Origin of the sequence: Streptomyces sp. NBC_01198 (assembly GCF_036010485.1) — a bacterium.
GTDB lineage: Bacteria > Actinomycetota > Actinomycetes > Streptomycetales > Streptomycetaceae > Actinacidiphila.
Genome location: NZ_CP108568.1, coordinates 355,617 through 375,036, shown reverse-complemented (window position 1 = coordinate 375,036; position 19,420 = coordinate 355,617). Strand labels below are relative to the sequence as shown.

Annotated in this window: 13 protein-coding genes; 10 read left to right on the top strand and 3 right to left on the bottom strand. The window is 71.7% G+C overall.

The window, feature by feature from the left end:
- Nucleotides 1–7: 7 nt before the first annotated feature.
- Genes OG702_RS01800 through OG702_RS01785 form a run of 4 tightly spaced genes read left to right on the top strand, consistent with a single transcriptional unit; the run spans nucleotide 8 to nucleotide 5,094 of the window.
- Nucleotides 8–2,461, top strand: a complete 2,454-nt coding sequence (locus OG702_RS01800; protein WP_327287065.1) for a beta-ketoacyl synthase N-terminal-like domain-containing protein — start codon at nucleotides 8–10, stop codon at nucleotides 2,459–2,461.
- The gene (locus OG702_RS01795; protein WP_327287063.1) at nucleotides 2,458–3,291 is read left to right on the top strand and encodes a thioesterase II family protein; all 834 of its coding nucleotides are present in this window, start codon (nucleotides 2,458–2,460) and stop codon (nucleotides 3,289–3,291) included. Before OG702_RS01800 ends, OG702_RS01795 begins: the two co-directional genes overlap by 4 nt.
- 23 nt (nucleotides 3,292–3,314) lie before the next feature.
- On the top strand, nucleotides 3,315–3,842 hold the full coding sequence (locus OG702_RS01790; protein WP_327287062.1) for a flavin reductase family protein: 528 nt from the start codon (nucleotides 3,315–3,317) through the stop codon (nucleotides 3,840–3,842).
- Nucleotides 3,826–5,094 (top strand): AMP-binding protein, encoded by a 1,269-nt coding sequence (locus OG702_RS01785; protein WP_327287061.1) that lies wholly within the window; start codon nucleotides 3,826–3,828, stop codon nucleotides 5,092–5,094. Before OG702_RS01790 ends, OG702_RS01785 begins: the two co-directional genes overlap by 17 nt.
- A gap of 338 nt (nucleotides 5,095–5,432) precedes the next feature.
- Here OG702_RS01785 and OG702_RS01780 read toward each other — a convergent pair whose 3' ends face one another.
- The gene (locus OG702_RS01780; RefSeq protein ID WP_327287060.1) at nucleotides 5,433–6,779 is read right to left on the bottom strand and encodes an FAD-dependent oxidoreductase; all 1,347 of its coding nucleotides are present in this window, start codon (nucleotides 6,777–6,779) and stop codon (nucleotides 5,433–5,435) included.
- A gap of 141 nt (nucleotides 6,780–6,920) precedes the next feature.
- Nucleotides 6,921–7,655, bottom strand: a complete 735-nt coding sequence (locus tag OG702_RS01775; protein WP_327287059.1) for a helix-turn-helix transcriptional regulator — start codon at nucleotides 7,653–7,655, stop codon at nucleotides 6,921–6,923.
- A 195-nt stretch (nucleotides 7,656–7,850) separates the two neighbouring features.
- Here OG702_RS01775 and OG702_RS01770 point away from each other — a divergent pair, with 195 nt between their 5' ends.
- Nucleotides 7,851–8,801 carry an AfsR/SARP family transcriptional regulator gene (locus OG702_RS01770; RefSeq protein WP_327287058.1) on the top strand — a complete coding sequence of 317 codons (951 nt, stop codon included), beginning with the start codon at nucleotides 7,851–7,853 and terminating at the stop codon, nucleotides 8,799–8,801.
- Here OG702_RS01770 and OG702_RS01765 read toward each other — a convergent pair.
- Nucleotides 8,771–9,571 carry an AraC family transcriptional regulator gene (locus OG702_RS01765; RefSeq protein ID WP_327287056.1) on the bottom strand — a complete coding sequence of 267 codons (801 nt, stop codon included), beginning with the start codon at nucleotides 9,569–9,571 and terminating at the stop codon, nucleotides 8,771–8,773. The two genes, OG702_RS01770 and OG702_RS01765, sit on opposite strands and share 31 nt — an antisense overlap.
- A gap of 465 nt (nucleotides 9,572–10,036) precedes the next feature.
- Here OG702_RS01765 and OG702_RS01760 point away from each other — a divergent pair, with 465 nt between their 5' ends.
- The 5 genes from OG702_RS01760 to OG702_RS01740 are packed head-to-tail and all read left to right on the top strand — an operon-like array spanning nucleotide 10,037 to nucleotide 19,391.
- Nucleotides 10,037–11,266, top strand: coding sequence for a cation:proton antiporter domain-containing protein (locus OG702_RS01760; RefSeq protein WP_327287055.1), 1,230 nt, complete (start codon nucleotides 10,037–10,039; stop codon nucleotides 11,264–11,266).
- 25 nt (nucleotides 11,267–11,291) lie between these two features.
- Nucleotides 11,292–14,138, top strand: coding sequence for a helix-turn-helix transcriptional regulator (locus OG702_RS01755; protein ID WP_327287054.1), 2,847 nt, complete (start codon nucleotides 11,292–11,294; stop codon nucleotides 14,136–14,138).
- Nucleotides 14,139–14,160: 22 nt separating this feature from the next.
- The gene (locus tag OG702_RS01750) at nucleotides 14,161–15,822 is read left to right on the top strand and encodes an NAD(P)/FAD-dependent oxidoreductase (RefSeq protein ID WP_327287053.1); all 1,662 of its coding nucleotides are present in this window, start codon (nucleotides 14,161–14,163) and stop codon (nucleotides 15,820–15,822) included.
- A gap of 6 nt (nucleotides 15,823–15,828) precedes the next feature.
- Complete coding sequence (locus OG702_RS01745) at nucleotides 15,829–17,421, top strand: acyl-CoA carboxylase subunit beta (RefSeq protein ID WP_327287052.1); 1,593 nt, start codon at nucleotides 15,829–15,831, stop codon at nucleotides 17,419–17,421.
- Between the two features lie 29 nt (nucleotides 17,422–17,450).
- Entirely contained in the window at nucleotides 17,451–19,391 is a 1,941-nt protein-coding gene (locus OG702_RS01740; RefSeq protein ID WP_327287051.1) for a 2-oxoacid:acceptor oxidoreductase subunit alpha, read from the top strand.
- Nucleotides 19,392–19,420 lie beyond the last annotated feature (29 nt).

Sequence of the window (19,420 nt, the reverse complement as noted above, 5' to 3'; positions counted from 1 at the left end):
GGACAGCATGGACGCCGATGAGATACGCCGGCTGATGGAGGACCAGCTGAAGCACTCCCGCCGCCTCCAGGCCAGGATCCGCGAGCTGGAGGACGAGCGGCACGCCCCGCTGGCCGTCGTCGGCATGGCGCTGCGGCTGCCCGGCGGGCTCGACTCGCCGGACGGCTACTGGGACTTCCTGCGCGGCGACGCCACCGCCTACCGGCCGATCCCCGAGGACCGCCCCGGCCTGCGGGCCGTCTACGACCCCGTACCGGGCAAGCCAGGCCGCTCCTACGTCGACCAGGCGGGCTTCCTGGACGACATCGCGCACTTCGACGCCGACTTCTTCGGCATCTCCCAGCGCGAGGCCAAGCTCCTCGACCCGCAGCAGCGCATGCTGCTGGAGACCGCGTGGGAGGCGCTGGAGCGGGCCGGGGTGCCGGTACGCCGCTCCGACCGGCTCAACGTGGGCGTCTACCTCGGCATGATGGCGTCCGAGTACCTGGAGCGTCTTGAGGATCGCGCGGACACCACCGGCATCGACCCGTACTACACCACCGGCGGCGGCCTGTGCTTCGGCGCCGGGCGGATCAGCCACGTGATGGGCTTCAGCGGCCCGGTGCTCAGCGTCGACACCGCATGCTCGTCCTCGCTGACCGCACTGCACCTGGCCGCCCGCGGTCTGCGGGCCCGCGAGTGCGAGTACGCGCTGCTGTGCGGCTCCAACCTGCTGCTGTCCGCCAACTTGATGGTCTCGCTCAGCCAGACCAGGGCCCTGTCGCCGACCGGCAGGTCGAAGTCGTTCCTGGCCTCCGCCGACGGCTACGGCCGCGGTGAGGGCGTCGGCGTGCTGGTGCTGATGCGGCTGGCCGACGCCGAACGCCAGGGCCGCCCGGTGCTCGCGGTGCTGCGCGGCACCGCCGTCAACCACGACGGCGCCGCCTCCGGGCTCACTGCCCCCAACGGCCCCGCCCAGCAGGAGGTCATCCGCGCCGCGCTCGACGACGCCCGGGTCGACCCCGCGGAGATCGGCTGGATCGAGGCGCACGGCACCGGCACCGCGCTGGGCGACCCCATCGAGGTCGGCGCCCTCGACGGGGTGATCGGCGCCGCCGTGCGCGAGCGCGGCTTCCCGCTGCCCATCGGCAGCGTCAAGTCCCGGCTCGGGCACCTGGAAGCCGCCTCGGGCATCGCCGCGCTCATCAAGACCGTCCTGATGCTGCGGCACGGCGAGATCCCGGCGGCCGCCGCCGAGGACGACGGCCCGCTCAACCCGCACATCCCCTGGGACGCGACCGGCTTCACCGTGCCGCGGACCAACCAGCCCTGGCCCGAGCAGCTGCCCCGGCGGATCGCCGGCGTCAACTCCTTCGGCATGAGCGGCACCAACGCGCACGCGCTGCTCGAGGCGTACGCACCGGCGGCCGGGGACGCGACGGCCGCCGCTGGCGAGGACATCGAGGACGGCGGGCCGGAACTGCTCACCGTCTCCGCGAAGGACCCGGCGGCGCTCGCGATACTCGCCGGACGGCTCGCCGACCGGCTCCGCAAGGGCGACCCCGGGCAGACCGCGTCGCTGTGCCACACCCTGCGCTGCGGCCGGGCCGCCCATCCGGTACGGATCGCGGTCACCGGCAGCAGCGCCGCCGAGCTGGCCGACGAGCTCGACGCCGGCGTCGAGGGGCTGTCCGACGCTGCCCCGGCGACGCGCGCCGAACGCGCCGTGGTGCCGCGCGAGCTGACCCTGCTGCCGGGCTCCGACGACACGGAGCTGTCCGCGGCGGTCGAGGTGCTGCTGCAGGCCGTGCCCGCCGCCCGCGGCGGCGACTCTGCGCCGCCCGCCGGGCAACTGGCGGCGCTGCTGGCGGAGTTCGGCCTACGGGTCACCCTCGGCGACCGTCCGGCCGGCCGCGGACCGACCCGGCTGCGCTGGCAGACGGGCGGCGAGCCGCACGAGGCGCCGCTGACCGGCGGCCGGCCGCAGGACGCGCACCGGCTGCTGCTCGGCGCACTCGGCGAACTGTTCGCCGCCGGAGCCGAGTTGCGCCTTGACGCCCTGCGGGCACCCGGTGCGCGGCTGCTCGGCGACCTGCCCACCTACCCCTTCCAGCGGCGCCGCTTCTGGATCGACGAGCCCGCGATGGGCGCCGCAGCCCGCACCGCCGGAGCCGGCGCCGAGGCAGCCGGCCCTGCCGCACCCGACCCGCGGGACACCGCGGCCGTCGAGGCCTTCCTGCTCGGCCAGTTGCAGGAGGTGCTGCACTCCGACGAGCCCCTCGACCCGGCGCTGTCCTTCCTGGACGGCGGCGGCGACTCCTTCATCTCGACCCTGTTCATCACCCGCGTCGAGGAGCACTACACGTTCGGGCTGACGGCCGAGGAACTGGCGCTCGACCTGCCGCTGACCGAACTGCTCGGCTCGCTCGCCCGGGACATCACCGCCACCGCCGAGGCCGATCCCGCGGCGGCCGGCCGATGAACGCCCGCCAGGCGGTGGCCCCCCGGCCGGCGGACGCCGCCGCCGCGTTCGTCCGGCCCAGGCCCGTCGCCGAGCCGCGGCTGCGCCTGGTGGTGATCCACCACGCCGGCGGTTCGGCGGCCGCGTACTTCCCGCTGAGCCGGCTGCTGCCGCAGGACTGGGAGCTGCTGCTCCTCGACCTGCCCGGGCGGGGCAAGAGCCACACCCAGCCGCCGCTGGCCGACATGGCACGCCTGGCGGCCTGGACCGCGGACCGGATACGCCCCTGGGCGGACGGCGTGCCCCTCGCGCTGTTCGGCCACAGCCTCGGCGCGGTCGTCGCCCACGAGACGGCCCGGCTGCTTGAGGCCGACGGCGTGGCCCCCGCATGGGTCGGGGTGTCCGGCAGGGCCGCCCCCGGCCACCGGGTCCCGGACGGCCTGCCCGACACCGACCTGCCCGACGACGAACTCATGCGCCGCCTCGCCCTCATGGGCGGCATGCATCCGCGGATCGACGAACTCCCGGAGTTCCGGGCGCGCTTCCTGCACCTCGTACGCAACGACCTGCGGGCGGTGGCCGGTTACCGGCCCGACCCCGCGCGTCCGCCGCTCGGCATGCCGCTGACCGCCTTCGGCGCGACCGACGACCATGTCGCGCCGCCCGCCACCCTGCCCGGCTGGGTCGCCCAGACCCGGGCGCGGTTCGGACGGCTGGTCTTCGACGGCGGGCACTTCCACTTCCTGGGTCCGGCCTTCCCCGACTTCGCGGTCCGGCTGGTCCAGGAGATCCACCAGGCGCTGCAACCGGCCACGACCGGACGCCAGGTGTTCCAGCCCAGCACCGTGTGACCCCGTCAGGAAGGCTCCGGCTCATGACGCAGCAACCCGTACCGGACATCCGTCCGCTGATGAGCGCGTTTCCGACCGGTGTGTCGGTCATCACCTCGCGCGCACCCGACGGCGTGCCCTGGGGCATGACCTGCACCTCGCTGTGCAGCGTGGCCCTCGACCCGCCGACCCTGCTGGTCTGCCTGCGCCGCGGCAGCCCGACACTGCAGGCCATCCTGGACAGCGGCGCCTACACGATCAATCTGCTGCACCAGGCGGCCCGCGGCACCGCGGAACTCTTCGCCTCGGGCGCCCCCGACCGCTTCGAGAGGACCCGCTGGTCGATGGAGGGCCCCGCCTGCGGCCCGCACCTGGTCGAAGCCGCCCACACCATCGCGGACTGCCGTGTCGCCGACGTGCACGAGATCGGCGACCACGCGGTGGTCATGGGCGCGGCCGTCGCCGTCACCCAGCTGTCCTCGCAGTGGCCGCTGCTGTACGGCATGCGCCGTTACGGGGCGTGGGCCGAATCCGGGCAGGACGTCCACCTCTACTATGACTTCATCTCCTGACCGGGCGACCGCCACGGTCGCACCACCGGTACCGCGCGCCAGGGAACGCCCGCTCCAGCTCACCGCGGCGGCGGCCGGGCAGCTGACCCTCGACGCGATGTTCGCCAGGGTCGCCGCCCGCAAGCCCGACCACACCGCTGTCCGGGTCGGCACGGGCCGGCTCACCTACCGGGGCGCCGAGCAGCGCGCCCGCCAGCTCGCCTCGCTGCTCGTCCTGGGCGGGGTGCAGCTCGGTGACCCCGTCATCGTCTACTGCGTCGACCACCGCAGGTCGCTGGTGGCCCAGCTGGCGGTACTCAAGGCCGGCGGGGTCTGCGTACCCGTGCCCGCGGGCACCCCCGACGCGGCGCTCCGGGAGATCGCCGCGCTCAGCGGGGCGCAGACCGTGCTGTGCGGGCAGGCCCACCGCAACTCCTGGGGCCTTGTCCGGCTCGTCGTGCCCATGGACGACCCCGCCACCTGGCAGCGTGCCGAGGCCGTACGCCCCGACGACTCGCTGCCCAGGTCCAGCCCCATCGACCCGGCGTATCTGCTGCTCGCCCCCGGCACCGGCACGGTGCCGGGGCCGACCGGTGAGCTCATCGACCACCGCGCCTGGCAACTGGCCGCCGCCGCCCGCATCCAGCGGGTCGGCGCGGCCGAGCACGGTATCGAGATCCGCCAGCCCGCCCCCGGCGGCCCGGTGACCCTCGCCGCGCTCTGGTGGGCCGTCGCGTCGGCCGGCACGCTCTACTGCGGGGCGCCGGAAGGTGCGCTCACCCGCTCGCCGGTCGCCGTGCTCACCCCGCAGGAGTACGACCGGCTGCTGGTCCCCGGCGCGCCGGGGCCGCGCACGGTCGTCCTCATCGGCGACCCCTGCTCCGAGGAGCTCGCGACCCGGCACCGCGAGCTGCTTCCGACGTCCCGGCTCTGGGCGGAATTCGCCCCGGCCGGCGGGGCGTTGCCGTGGACGGCGCTCGACCTGTCCCACCCGGTGCCGCGGACCCGGTCCGGCGGCGGCCGGCGCCGCGGCCTGAACGTCGGCGGCGCGGTCGCGGGCGTCCGCATCCAGGTCCTCGACGACCGCGGCGCCGCAGCGCTCCCCGGCGCCGTCGGCGAGGTCTGCGCGGTGGGCCCGGCCCTCGCCTTCGACCGCGTCTTCCACCACACCCCAGGCCGCCCCTTCAACCCCGACCCGGGCCCAGTCCTCCACGCCGCCCTCAGCGGCCGCCACACCCCCACGGATTTCCTGACGGTCTTCCCCCCACCCTGACCCCTGGTCCCGCACCAAACCACCCCACCCCCTCGCGCCAGGCGGCCCCCCGAGGGGCGCGGGGGCCTGCGCGCGCAACCACGACGCGCCGGGGGGCCAGCATGCCCACCCCGGGTGGCAGTCACCCGAGGGGCGCGGGGAACTGCGCGCTCAGCCCCGACGCAGCGTGGAGCCAGCCAGCTCACCTCGGGTGGCACTCACCCCAGGGGCGCGAGGAACTGCGCGCGCAACCACGACGCCCCGGAGCCCGGCGGGGAGGGACTGGGGCAGCGCCCCGGTAGGAGCCCCCCACCGGAGTGGAGGTGGTGGGGGGCGTGGCCGCAGGCCCGGTGCGGGCGTCAGTCCGCCGGGTTGGCCGGGGAACGCCGAGCCGCCATCAGCGACCTGATCGCCGGCCCGGGCCGGAAGATCGACGAGGGCCGCGCCAGCAGATGCTGCATGTCCAGCAGGACCAGATGCGACTCCCGCGAGACATGCGTCGCCAGCATCAGCCGGCGCACGTACCGGTTGACCACCCCGGTCCCCAGCGGCCGCGGCCCCACCGTCTCGGGGTACATGAAGTCGCTGCCGGTGGACATCTGCCACGGCGTGGCGATCGCCGCCGCGGCCTTGCGGTAGTACGCCCGCGCCATCCGCGCGGACGCCCGCCCCTCCTGGTCGAGGGTCTCGCCGAGGGCCACCGCCTCCATCGCGCCGACAGTCATACCCTGCCCGTACAGCGGGTTGAAACTGCAGATGGCGTCGCCCAGGGCGACATAGCCGGTCGGCAGGGTGCGCAGCCGCTCGAAGTGGCGCCGCCTGGCCTGCGGGTAGGTGAACTTGTGCGCGCGCGGCCCGTCCAGCGGCTCGGCCGAGGCGAGCAGCTTGGCGACATGCGGGTCGGGCAGCGCCTCGGCGAACTCGGCGAAGCCCTCCGGGTCGGTCGGCGCGTGGGAGCGGTGCCAGCCGCCGAGGGTCACCATCCACCGGTCGCCCTCGACGGCGAAGACCGCCGCCGCACGCTTGTCGTGCGGCGGCACCGCCGACATCAGGTAGAGCAGGCCGCCGCCGATGCGGTCGCCCGGCTGCCGGCGCAGCACCCTCGTGGTGTAGCCGACGTCGATCTTGACCTTGGTGACCGCGGGTGCCGGGCACTCCAGCCGCCTGAGCCAGGCGTCGGTGCGGTCGCCGCTGCGGCCGGTCGCGTCCACGACGAGGTCGGAGCGCAGGATCTCGCCGCCGTCCAGCACGACCCCGCAGACCCGGCCGGGCGTGCCGTGCAGGTCGATGACGGAGACCTGGTCGCGTATCGCGACGTTGGGCAGTGCCCTGACCCGCTCGCGTACGGTGTGCTCCAGATACGCCCGGGTCAGGCTGATGCCGAGCTTGCCGCTGCTGAACCTGGTGCGCAGCGAGCCCATCTGATGGAACAGCAGGTCCCACCCGGCGTCGTAGGGCACCGCCCCGCCGCGGATCAGCTCGTCGGTCAGCCCGGGGAAGACCCCGTCGAGCACCTGCCGGCCGCTGATCAGCAGAGCGTGCGCGTGGCCGCTCTGCGGGACGCCGCGGCGGTCGCTCGCCCCGTCGGGCAGGGTGTCCCGGTCGATGACCGTGACCCGGTCGAACCTGGTCGACAGCACGGCGGCGGAGACGAGTCCGCTCATCGAGCCGCCGACGACGACCGCATGTCCACCGATTGTGCCCACAGATCCTCCAGGCCTCGCGACCAACTGGACAAAGGAGCCGACTGGACAAAGGAGTCCAAGTCGATTCTTCGCTCGAGGAGGGGAAGTGGCATCTCCCTGATTGCTGGCACTTGCGCGGCCTATCCGACCGCGCAAGTGCGCCTAGCAGCCGAAGAGATTGGGAACGGCGAGCCCGAGTTGTGCCCGATCGGGTTCCACAGCCCGGATTTTCGTCGGTGCTGTTAATAGGACATCGACGTTCACAACGCTGCCAGGATCAATCTGAAATGGTCCGGCCTGGCCGACCACCACGTCGAACCTGCCGCCGCCCACCGTTCTGGAAACCGCTTCGATCAACCACATTCCCGAGGGGATGTGAGCGATGTTCCACCGATCGGTGGAGTTGCCGCTGCGACAGCAGCGGGTGGCCTTCCGGCCGTTGAGCGACATCGGGAATGCGGCCAGGTAGACGGGCTCGCGCAGCAGTCCGTCGCTGCGTCTGGTGCGCCCGGTCACCGAGCCGTAGGTGAAGTGTGTCGCGTCGGCGCCCGCCACCATGTCGACGATGGAGCTGCCGAGCGAGCTGATCCGCCGGTACTTTCCAGGCGAAACCCCGACAACTTTCGTGAACCGTGAGGTGAACGCCCCGAGGCTCGCGTAGCCCACCTCGTCGGCGATGTCCGCGATGCTCCGCTCCGACCGCAACAGCCTGCGGCGGGCCTGCTCCATCCGTACTGCGAGCAGGAAACCGGAAGGAGTCAGTCCGGTCTCCTGGTGGAACAATCTGGCCATGTGGCAGGGGCTCAGCCTGGCCATACGCCCGAAGTCGGCGATGGACAAGTTGCCCTCGAAGCCCTCATGAATGCCTTGAACCACCCATTCGATCTCGGTTCGCACCCGTGCTCAGCCTCCCCGTATTGGGCCGCACGTGACAACTCGGTCACGATAACCACGTGCTATGTGCCAGGTCAAGGAGTCCCAGTCCCACGGTTGTCGAGCGGAACTGAGCAATCCGGGCGATGCGTGCGAGGTGTCACGGACGCACGCTTGTGGTGTCTACTTGATTGAGCGACTCGATCTGGACGGGGGATCATGCAGCTGGAATTGTTGGGGCCCATTCGCTTCTGGCGGCACGGTGAGGAGGTGTCGCTCGGCCCACCGAAGCAGCGCGCCGTACTGGGCCTGCTGGCCGGCCGGCTCGGCGAGATCGTCAGCGTGGAGCAGATCGTCGACGGGGTGTGGGGCCGTGAGCTGCCGCAGTCCGCGGCCAGCGGCGTCCACACCTACGTGGCCGGCCTGCGGCGGGTGCTCGACCCGGCCCGCGGCCGGCGCAAGTCCGGCGGCGTGCTGGTCTCGGCGAGCGGCGGGTACTGCCTGCGGCTGCCGGCCGAGGCGGTCGACGTCCAGCTGTTCAGCCGGCACCACACCGCGGCACGCAGCCTGCTGGCCAACGGCCAGGCCGAGGCGGCGATCGGCCAGCTGGAGCGGGCGCTCGGGCTGTGGCACGGCGACGCGTACGCCAACGTGCCCGGCCCGTTCGCCGAGATCGAGCGGGTGCGGCTGACCGAGTCACGGCTGATGGCGGTGGAGGAGTGGGCCGACCTGCTGCTCCACGCCGGCTGGCACAACCAGGTGATCCCCGCGCTGGTCGGCCATGTCGGCCGGGAGCCGCTGCGCGAGCGGCTGCGGTCGCTGCTGATGCTGGCCCTCTACCGCTGCGGGCGGCGGGCGCACGCGCTGGGGGTCTACCGGGAGACCAGGGAGCTGCTGATGGCCGAGCTGGGCGTCGAGCCCGGCCCCGAACTGAGCGCGCTGCACGAGCAGATACTCAACGGGCACCCGGCCCTGATGCCCCGTACGGTGCCCGGAAGTGTGCAACTGTTGCGCTCGATGACGGCGGCGCCCGCTGGTGTCGACCGCTGGCAGACGGCCGAACCGCGGCCGCAGGCCAGGCAGTCCCCTGCGGCCGGGGTGGCCGCCCGCAGGGTCCCGTACTCGCGGCAGCCGGCCGGCTACACCGCGGTGGCGGAGGGCTCGCGGTAGCCGCTGTGCAGCTCCCGGGTGGTGCCGACGCCGGGCATCTGGTGCGGCAGGGCGAGCAGCACCGGCGGCCGGAACCACTCCGCGGGGCGCGGGGTCAGGATGATCCGGTCGTGCCGCTCGGCCGATACCGGGTCCTGGTCCCGGATCGTCAGCGGCCCGGTACAGTCCACCAGTTGGACCGGTTGCCGCCACTGTCTGGTACGACAGCCGGCGGCGCCGGGTTCCGGGAGCGTGGCCGCGTGCAGATACCAGGTGCCGGCCGGGATCCCGGTGAGCCGGAAAGGGCCCGGCGCCTGCAGGACCGCGGACACCGCGGGCCTGCCCTGCAGGATGGGGCTGTCGAAGAGGCCGACGAAGACCTCGGTGCGACCGGTGCGCCAGGGCCGTACGTAGCCCGAGACGCTGTTCCTGCTGCCGCCCGGCCGCTGCGGCGGGCGGGGCAGCGGCGCCGCGGTCGCGCTCTGCCGGTACTGCGTCGGCGGCAGGCCCACGGATTCGGTGAACCTGCGGGTGAAACTGCCGATGCTGCTGTAGCCGACCTGCGCCGAGATGTCGGACACCTTCAATGAGGTGTCGAGAAGCAGGCGCTTCGCCTCCGCCAGCCGGACCGCACTCAGAAAGCGTCCCGGAGTGACCCCCGTGGTCCGCCGGAAGGAGCGCAGGAAATGGAACTTGCTCACCAGCACCATGCGCGCCAGTTCGTCGAGGGTGAGCGGCTCTCCGTACTTGTCACGGATGACCGCCACGGCGCGCTGAACTATGTACTCCATGAAACACTCCCAGGTCGTGAGGGTTCAATCGAAATACTCACAAACCGACGGGGCAGCCAGAGTGGCGCACGACCGCATAAGGAAGTACTCGGGTAAATCATTTATTTCACGCCGATTATCGGCGCGCAAATAACGCATTGCATCCCAGAGTCCCCCGTGAGTTCCCGTCACGCTCTGTGCTATAGAGGCGGTGTTGAACCGATGTAGCGTGAGTTGATCCTTGCATCTCCGCGCCCCCGGTGTCTTCTTCATCCTTGCGAATCAGCCAGATCTCGGGTGTATTCGCAGGTCAGAAGCTTCCAGTGGGCGTATAGACGCTCTTTAGGCGGCACCGGCAGAATCGACTGACGCCGAGTGGAATGCCAGGCAAGGTTGTTCCGCGACGGCAGCGTGCGGTGAAGTCAGATGCTCTGCGGCAACTGAGAGGGTCACGCTATGTCGAGTCATCAAGTGCAACTTCTTTTCGTGGACCTTGCCTTGATCGTGATCCTCGCCCGTGGACTCGGCCATGTTGTCGCCCGTTTTGGGCAGCCTGCGGTGATCGGTGAGATCCTCGGCGGGATCCTGCTCGGGCCCACGCTTCTGGGCGGTGCGGTCGACACGCTCTTTCCCGCGGGCGTACGTCCGCTGCTGACCGGAATGGCCGATGTGGGCGTCGCGCTGTTCATGTTCACCGTCGGCCTGGAGATCGAGAGCCGGCAGCTGCGCGGCCGCGGCTGGCTGACCACGGGCACCGCACTCGGCTCGATGCTGGTGCCGTTCTCGCTGGGCATCGGCATGGCCTTCTACCTGCTGCACAACCACCCGACGGACCGGCACGCCACCTTCATCGTCTTCATCGGCCTGTCGGTGTCGGTGACGGCCTTCCCGGTACTGGCCAGGATCCTCACCGACCGGGGCCTGTCCCGCACCACTCTCGGCGGCATCGCGCTGGCCACCGCCGCGATGGTCGACGTGCTGGCCTGGACCGGGCTCGCCGGGGTCCAGGCCGTCGCCGCCGACGGCGGGCAGCACTGGCGGCTGATCCTCGCCGTTCCCTACGCGCTGGTCATCGTGCTGTTCGTCCGCCCGCTGCTGGGCTGGCTGGTCGGCAACGGCACCCGGATGCGCCCGCAGAGCCCCAGCGCGGTCCTCGTGGTGCTGGTCGGCATCCTGCTGTCGGCCGCGGCCACCGAGGCGATGGGCCTGCACTTCATCTTCGGCGCCTTCATCTTCGGCCTGGTCACCCCCAAAGGGCAGGCCGTGCGCGCCTTCCACACCGAGATCACCGACCACATCGGGCGGATCTCCGGCCTGCTGCTGCCGGTGTACTTCATGGTCGCCGGCCTCGGCGTGGACCTGAGGCACTTCGGCACGACCCAGGCCGGTGAGCTGGGCGTCATCCTGCTGGTCGCGATGGCCGGCAAGTTCGGCGGCACCTACGTCACCGCCCGGCTGCTGAAACTGCCCGGCAGACCGGCCTGCGCACTCGCTGCCCTGATGAACACCCGAGGACTGACCGAGCTGGTGATCCTCGGCGTCGGCAAGCAGCTCGGCCTGCTGGACGGCCCGCTGTACTCGCTCATGGTCGTCATGGCCGTCGTCACCACGATGATGACCGGCCCGTTGCTGAACCGGATCTACAACCGTCCTGTCGTGGTGCCCGAGACGCCCGGCGTCCGGCTGCCGGAAATTGAGACAGTGCCGTCGGCCTAGCCGTGAGAGGTGGGGAGGAGCACGGATGCAGCTGATCGAACGCAGTGCGGAACTGTCCGAGATCGACGACCTGCTCGGCGAGTGCGCGGCCGGCACCGGAGGCGCGGTCCTGATCAGCGGTGCCATGGGATGCGGCAAGTCCGAGCTGCTGACCGCGCTGCTCAAGCGGGCCTCCGAGCAGGGGTACGTCGTCCTGGACGCGGTCTGCTCGGCGGCCGAGCAGCGCTCTCCCGGCGGGGTGCTCAACCAGCTGCTGCGCTGCACCGCCCCGATGGGCGGCGCCGGCTCCGGTGACACGGCCGGCGTCTCGCCCCTGCTGGAACGGGTCGGCGCCTTCCCGCCGTTCGCCGACCAGGACCCGGGGGCCGACGAGGCGGCGCTGCACCCCGCGGTCACCGAGGCGCTGCGTCGGCTGGTGCTGTGGGTGCTCGACACCGCCGAGCACACCCCGGTGCTGCTCTGCGTCGACGACATCCAGCTGGCCGACGACATCTCGCTGTACTGGCTGCTGCAACTGGTGCGCCAGCTGCGGTCGTCCAGGATCGCGCTGGCCCTCACCGAGTGCCCGCTGTCCCGGCCGGTCTACCCGCGGCTGCGCGCCGAGCTGATGCGGCAGCCCAACTACCGGCGCATCACGCTGGGCCCGCTGACCCCCGGCGGGGTCAGCGAGCTGATCGCCGACCACCTCGGCAGCCTGGCCGCCGCGGAACTGGGCGCCGCCTGCCACGCGGCCAGCGGCGGCAACCCGCTGCTGGTGCGGGCGCTGGCCGAGGACAACCTCGGCGCCGCCCCGGGCCACCGGCACGCCGCCGACGTACGGCTGTCCTGCGGCGAGGCCTACCGCGACATGTACCTGAGCCTGCTGCACCGGGGCAGCACCCCGCTGCTGCGGATGGCCCAGGTGCTCGGCATCCTCGACGGCGACCTCGGCGACGGCCTGATCCTGCCGGGCGCGCTGCTCGGCGGCGAACCCGCCGAGATCGCCAGGGCCGAGCAGGCGCTGCGCTCCGCCGGCCTGCTCGCCGGCCGCCGGCTGCGCGGACCCGCCGCCCGGCAGGCCGTCCTGGACAGCCTCAGCGCCGCCGAGCGCGGCGACCTTCACCAGCGCGCCGCCCAGTTGCTCTACCGCGAGGGTGCCTCCGTCACCCGGGTGGCCAGCCACCTGCTGGCCTGCGACGAGATCACCGAGCCCTGGGCGGGCACCGTGCTGCGCGAGGCGGCGGAGAGGCACCTGGCCGGCAACCGCGCCTCCGAGGCGCACGCCTGCCTCGACGCGGCCCTGCGGATCTGCCAGGACGAGGGCGAGCAGGTCTGCCTCAAGGCCCTGCTCGCCTCGACCGCGTGGGCGCTCAACCCCTCCATCAGCGCACCGCACCTCGGCGAGCTCGCCGTCGCCCTCCGCGACGGCCGGCTGCCCGACCGGCACGCGCTGATGCTCGCCAAGTACCTGCTGTGGCACGGCCGTTTCGACGAGGCGGTGGACGCCGTCCAGCGGATGGTCGAGCGCGAGGAACTCGCCGACCCCGGCTGGGCGGTGGAGGTGCGGGCCACCCGCGAACTGCTGTCCGCCTCGTATCCGGTGCTGGTCACCCAGCACGGCCGCGGCGGCCGCCGCCCCGCCCTCGACGCCGCCCACCGCTCCCGCTCCGACGAGGACCCGCGGGTGCGCGGCGCCGCTGCCCTCTCACACGTTCTGGCACATGGCCCGGACGACGCCGTCGCCTCGGTCGCGGAAGAGGCGATGCGGGCCATGCGGCTCGGCAAGAACACCCAGGAGTGGCTGATGTGCGCGGTCGCCGCGCTGGCCTTCTCCGACCGGCTCGACGCGGCGGGCAGCTGGTGCGACCACTGGCTCGAGGAGTCACGGGCCCGCCATGTCCCGCTGTGGGTGGCGGAGTTCTCCTCGCTGCGGGCCGGGATCGCGCTGCGCGAGGGCCGCCCGATACGCGCCAGGCTGCTCGCCGAGGCCGCGCTCGCCCAGGTGCCCGCCGACAGCTGGGGTGTCTGCATCGGCGGCCCGCTGGCCAACCTGGTGGAGGCCGCCACCGACACCGGCGACGTCGAGGCGGCCGCGGCCTACCTGCAGTTCTCCTTCCCCGAGGGGATGTACTCCAGCCGGTTCGGGCTGTACTTCCTGCAGGCCCGCGGCCACTACCACCTCGCCACCGGCCGCCCCTACGCGGCGCTCGACGACTTCATGGCGTGCGGCGACCTGATGGCCCGCTGGGGATTCGACCAGCCGACGCTGGTGCCCTGGCGCAGCGAGGCGGCCCGCGCCCATGTGATGCTCGGCGACCAGGCCCGCGCCTACACGCTGGCCCGCGAGCAGATGGACATGGTCGACCTGCGGCCCAGCCGCGCCCGCGGCATGTCGCTGCGGGTCCTCGCGGCCGCCGGCCCGCCGGCCGCCCGGGTGCCGCTGCTCAGCGAGGCCGTGGAGGTGCTGCAGATCTGCGGCGACCGGCTGCAGCTGGCCGGCGCACTGGCCGACCTCGGCCGCGCCCACACCGAGTCGGGCCGCCCCGGCCGGGCTCGGGCGCCCCGCGAGTCCGCCCTGCGACTGGCCCGCGAGGCCGGCGCCGTACCGCTGGAACGCGAGCTGGTGGCCGAACTGGCCGGCAGCGGCTCCCCGGCCGGGGAACGCGACACCCGGCTCGCCGCCGTCGCCCAGCTCAGCGGCGCAGAACGCCGGGTCGCCGTGCTCGCCGCACGGGGCCACACCAACAAGGAGATCTCGCAGAAGCTGGTCGTCACCGTCAGCACGGTGGAGCAGCACCTCACCAGGATCTTCCGCAAGCTCGGCGTCACCACCCGAACCCAACTGCCAGCGGAGAGCACGCTGGCAGCCGTATCCGACCGGCAGACCTGTTGACAAGGAAGGCTAGGTGAGGGACGTGAACTCCAGTTCCGCCCACCCGCGCAGCAACGAATTCGATGTGGCCATCCTCGGCAGCGGCATGGCAGGCGGTCTGCTCGGGGCGGTGCTCGCCCGCAACGGCGTACGCGTGCTACTGCTCGACGCGGGCACCCACCCCCGGTTCGCCGTCGGCGAGTCGACCATCCCGTACACCTCCGGCATGACCCGGCTGCTGGCCGACCGCTACCAGGTGCCGGAGCTGATGCCGCTGTCCAGCTTCAAGGGCATCCAGAAGCATGTCACCCGCAGTTGCGGCCAGAAGCAGAACTTCGGCTTCGTCTACCACCGCGAGGGCGAGGCGCAGAACGCGCAGGAGATCAACCAGCTGGTCGTGCCGTCGGCGATCAGGACCGAGACCCACCTGTTCCGCCAGGACATCGACGCCTACCTCTTCAATGTCGCGGTGAAGTACGGCGCTCACGCCCGGCTCGCCACCCGGATCTCCGACGTGGACATCGACCCGGCGAGCGGAGCGGTGCTGCGGGCCGACAGCGGGGAGGAGTTCCGCGCCAAATACGTCGTGGACGGCAGCGGCTTCCGCTCGCCGCTCGCCGAGCGGTTCGGCCTGCGCGAGACGCCCACCCGGGCGAAGACCCACACCCGGGCCATGTTCACGCACATGATCGGCGTCAAGCGCTTCGACGACGCGCCCGCAGCGAAGAACCACGACCAGCCCAACCCGTGGCACAACGGCACCCTGCACCACGTCTTCGACGGCGGCTGGCTGTGGGTCATCCCGTTCGACAACCACGAGGGCTCCACGAACCCGCTGTGCAGCGTCGGCCTGACCCTCGACCCGCGCAAGTACCCCAAGGGCGAGCTGAGCGCCGAGCAGGAGTTCGACGACTTCCTCAAGCGCTTCCCGGAGATCGCCTGGCAGTTCGAGGGCGCCAGGGCCGTACGCCCCTGGGTGTCCACCGGGCGGCTGCAGTATTCGGCCAACCAGGTGGTCGGTGAGCGCTACTGCCTGACCTCGCACGCGGCCGGCTTCATCGACGCGCTCTACTCGCGCGGCCTGACCAACACCCTCGAAGTGGTCAACGCGCTGGGCTGGCGGCTGATCGCCGCGTCCCGCGACGGCGACTGGTCGCAGGAGCGCTTCGGCTACGTCGACAGCCTGCAGCAGGGGCTGTTCGACTTCCACGACGACATCGTCTACAGCTCCTTCGTCGGCTTCCGCAACTACGAGCTGTGGAACGCCGTCAACCGCACCTGGATGCTCGGCACCATGCTCGGCAACGTGATGCTGGAGGACGCCTACTACCGGTTCGTCAAGACCGGCAGGGACGACGTCTTCCTGGAGCTGGAGCAGTCGAAGTACCCCGGCTCGCCGCTGCCGGTCAGCGCCGGATTCAACGACATGGGCCGGCTGGTGCGCGAGCAGTGCCAGCTGGTCGAGGAGAACAGGACCGACGCGACCGCCGCGGCCCACCGGATCCTGGAGCACATCAAGAACGCCGACTTCGTCGCGCCCTCCTTCCGGCTCGGCGAACGCGACACCCGCTGCTTCAACATGTCGCCGGGCAAGATGGCGCGCAACGCCGTCTGGTGCCGCCGCGAGGCGCCGCCGGAGATCGGCCCGCGCATGATCAACGCCAGCAAGGGCCTGGTCAGGATGCGGCTCAAGGGCGGTGAGTGAGTCGCCATGACCGTCGTCGAGGACATCGTGCAGACCGCGCCGGACGCGGGGGACCTGCGCGCCCGGGTCGCGGAGCTGCACGCCGTCCAGGAGCAGGCCAAGCAGGGTCCCGGCACCCGGGCGACCGAGGCGCAGCACGCCAAGGGCAAGCTCACCGCCCGGGAGCGGATCGACCTGCTGCTCGACGAGGGCAGCTTCACCGAGGTGGAGCCGTTGCGGCGGCACCGGGCGACCGGGTTCGGCTTGGAGGCCCGGCGGCCGTACACCGACGGTGTGGTCACCGGCTGGGGCACCGTCCACGGCCGCACGGTCTTCGTCTACGCCCATGACTTCCGGATCTTCGGCGGCGCGCTGGGCGAGGCGCACGCCACCAAGATCCACAAGATCATGGACATGGCCATCTCGGCCGGCGCCCCGCTGGTGTCGCTCAACGACGGCGCCGGCGCCCGGATCCAGGAGGGCGTCTCGGCGCTCGCCGGCTACGGCGGCATCTTCCAGCGCAACACCCGCGCCTCCGGCGTCATCCCGCAGATCAGCGTGATGCTCGGCCCGTGCGCGGGCGGCGCCGCCTACTCACCGGCGCTCACCGACTTCGTCTTCATGGTCCGCGAGACCTCGCAGATGTTCATCACGGGACCCGATGTGGTCCAGGCCGTCACCGGCGAGCAGATCACCCAGAACGGCCTGGGCGGCGCCGACGTGCACGCCGAGGTGTCGGGTGTCGCGCACTTCGCCTACGACGACGAGCAGACCTGCCTCGAAGAGGTCCGCTACCTGCTCTCGCTGCTGCCGCAGAACAACCGGGAGACGGCGCCCGTGGAACCGGCCCTCGATCCCGCGGGCCGGCGCTGCGAGGGGCTGCTCGACCTGGTCCCCGTCGAGGGCCAGCGGCCCTACGACATGCACAAGGTCATCGAGGAGATCGTCGACGACGGCGAGTTCCTGGAGATCCACGAACGCTGGGCCGCCAACGTGATCTGCGCGCTGACCCGGTTCGACGGCCACACCGTCGGCGTCGTGGCCAACCAGCCGCAGGCACTGGCCGGCGTCCTGGACATCCACGCCTCGGAGAAGGCAGCGCGCTTCGTCCAGTTCTGCGACGCCTTCAACATCCCGATCGTGACCCTCCTCGACGTCCCCGGCTTCCTGCCCGGCGTCGGGCAGGAGCACGGCGGCATCATCAGGCACGGCGCGAAGCTGCTCTACGCGTATTGCAACGCGACCGTCCCGCGCATCTCCCTGGTGCTCCGCAAGGCCTACGGTGGCGCGTACATCGTCATGGACTCCCGCTCGGTGGGCGCGGACCTGTCGTTCGCCTGGCCCTCGAACGAGATCGCGGTGATGGGCGCGGAAGGCGCGGCCAACGTCATCTTCCGCCGCCGGATCGCCGACTCCGACGATCCCGAAGGGACACGTACGGAGATGGTCAAGCAGTACAGGGACGAACTCATGCACCCCTACTACGCGGCGGAACGCGGCCTCGTCGACGACGTCATCGATCCCGCCGACACCCGTGACGTCCTGGTCCGCTCGCTGCGCATGCTGCGGACCAAGCACGCCGATCTACCGGTGCGCAAGCATGGCAACCCGCCGCAGTGAACGCACCCGCTTCCAGGAGGCGCAGTAACGTGACCAGCCAGGTCGAAGAGGCGGAGCACCCGACCGCCGCCACCGCGCCGGACCAGCCGTTCAGGACCGCCAAGAAGGTCCAGCGGATGGACCGTGTGATCATTCGTTTTGCGGGTGATTCGGGTGATGGTATGCAGCTCACGGGTGATCGTTTTACGTCGGAGACGGCGTCGTTCGGTAATGATCTGTCGACGTTGCCGAATTTCCCGGCGGAGATTCGGGCGCCTGCGGGGACGTTGCCGGGTGTGTCGTCGTTCCAGTTGCATTTCGCGGATCATGACATTCTGACGCCGGGGGATGCGCCGGATGTGCTGGTGGCGATGAATCCGGCGGCGTTGAAGGCGAATCTGGGTGATCTGCCGCGGGGTGCGGAGGTCATCGTGAACACCGATGAGTTCACCCGGCGTGCGCTGGGCAAGGTGGGCTGGCCGGTGAGTCCGCTGCTGGACGGGTCGCTGGCGGGGTTCGCGGTGCATGAGGTGCCGTTGACGACGCTGACGCTGGAGGCGTTGAAGGATTCGGGGCTGGCGCGGAAGGACGCGGAGCGGGCGAAGAACATGTTCGCTCTGGGGTTGCTGTCGTGGATGTATCACCGGCCGACGGAGGGTACCGAGGCGTTCTTGCTGCGGAAGTTCGCGGGGAAGCCGGATATCGCGGCGGCGAACGTGGCGGCGTTCCGTGCGGGGTGGAACTTCGGGGAGACGACGGAGGATTTCGCGGTCTCCTACGAGGTCGCTCCTGCGTCGTCGGCGTTTCCCGCGGGAACCTACCGGAACATTTCCGGGAATCTGGCGCTGTCGTACGGGTTGATCGCGGCGGGCCGGCAGTCGGGGCTGCCGTTGTTCCTGGGGTCGTATCCGATCACGCCGGCCTCCGACATTCTGCACGAGCTGTCCCGGCACAAGAATTTCGGGGTGCGGACGTTCCAGGCCGAGGACGAGATCGCCGCGATCGGTGCGGCGCTGGGGGCCGCGTTCGGCGGGTCCCTCGCGGTGACGACGACGTCGGGGCCGGGGGTGGCGCTGAAGTCGGAGACGATCGGTTTGGCGGTGTCGCTGGAGCTGCCGCTGCTGGTGGTCGACATCCAGCGCGGCGGGCCCTCGACGGGGCTGCCGACCAAGACCGAGCAGGCCGACCTGTTGCAGGCGATGTTCGGCCGCAACGGGGAGGCCCCGGTCCCGGTGCTGGCCCCGGCAACCGCCGGTGACTGCTTCGCGATGGCGCTGGAGGCCGCCCGGATCGCGGTGACCTACCGCACCCCGGTCTTCCTGCTCTCCGACGGCTACCTCGCCAACGGCTCCGAGCCCTGGCGGATCCCCGACGTGGAGGAGCTGCCGGATCTGCGGGTGGAGTTCGCGGCCGGCCCCAACCACACCGACGCCGAGGGGGTGGAGTCGTTCTGGCCGTATCTGCGGGACCCGGTCACGCTGGCCCGCCCGTGGGCGGTGCCCGGCACGGCGGGCCTGGAGCACCGGATCGGCGGGATCGAGAAGCAGGACGGCACCGGCAACATCTCCTACGACCCGGCCAACCACGACCTGATGGTCCGCACCCGCCAGGCCAAGATCGACAACATCACCGTGCCCGACGCGGCGGTCGACGACCCCACCGGCCGGGCCCGCACCCTCGTCGTGGGGTGGGGCTCGACGTATGGGCCGGTGACCGCCGCGGTGCGGCGGATCCGCGGCACCGGCCAGGAGGTCGCGCAGGTCCACCTGCGCCACCTCAACCCCTTCCCCGCGAACCTGGAACACATCCTGGGCTCCTATGAGCGGGTGGTGGTGCCGGAGATGAACCTCGGCCAGCTCGCCCACCTGCTGCGCGCCCGCTACCTGGTCGACGCCACCTCCCTGACACAGGTCACCGGGCTGCCCTTCAAGGCCGAACAGCTCGCCGACTCCATCACCGCGATCACGACGCAGGAGGCAGACCATGCCTGAGGTCACTGGAGTGTCCGGGGCACTGGGGG

Excerpts from the sequence above, each read along its gene's own strand:
- OG702_RS01770 (WP_327287058.1), top strand. The coding sequence starts at position 7,851 with ATGCAGCTGGAATTGTTGGGGCCCATTCGCTTCTGGCGGCACGGTGAG.
- OG702_RS01800 (WP_327287065.1), top strand. The coding sequence starts at position 8 with ATGGACGCCGATGAGATACGCCGGCTGATGGAGGACCAGCTGAAGCAC.
- OG702_RS01745 (WP_327287052.1), top strand. The coding sequence starts at position 15,829 with ATGACCGTCGTCGAGGACATCGTGCAGACCGCGCCGGACGCGGGGGAC.
- OG702_RS01755 (WP_327287054.1), top strand. The coding sequence starts at position 11,292 with ATGCAGCTGATCGAACGCAGTGCGGAACTGTCCGAGATCGACGACCTG.
- OG702_RS01790 (WP_327287062.1), top strand. The coding sequence starts at position 3,315 with ATGACGCAGCAACCCGTACCGGACATCCGTCCGCTGATGAGCGCGTTT.
- OG702_RS01765 (WP_327287056.1), bottom strand. The coding sequence starts at position 9,571 with ATGGAGTACATAGTTCAGCGCGCCGTGGCGGTCATCCGTGACAAGTAC.
- OG702_RS01795 (WP_327287063.1), top strand. The coding sequence starts at position 2,458 with ATGAACGCCCGCCAGGCGGTGGCCCCCCGGCCGGCGGACGCCGCCGCC.
- OG702_RS01785 (WP_327287061.1), top strand. The coding sequence starts at position 3,826 with ATGACTTCATCTCCTGACCGGGCGACCGCCACGGTCGCACCACCGGTA.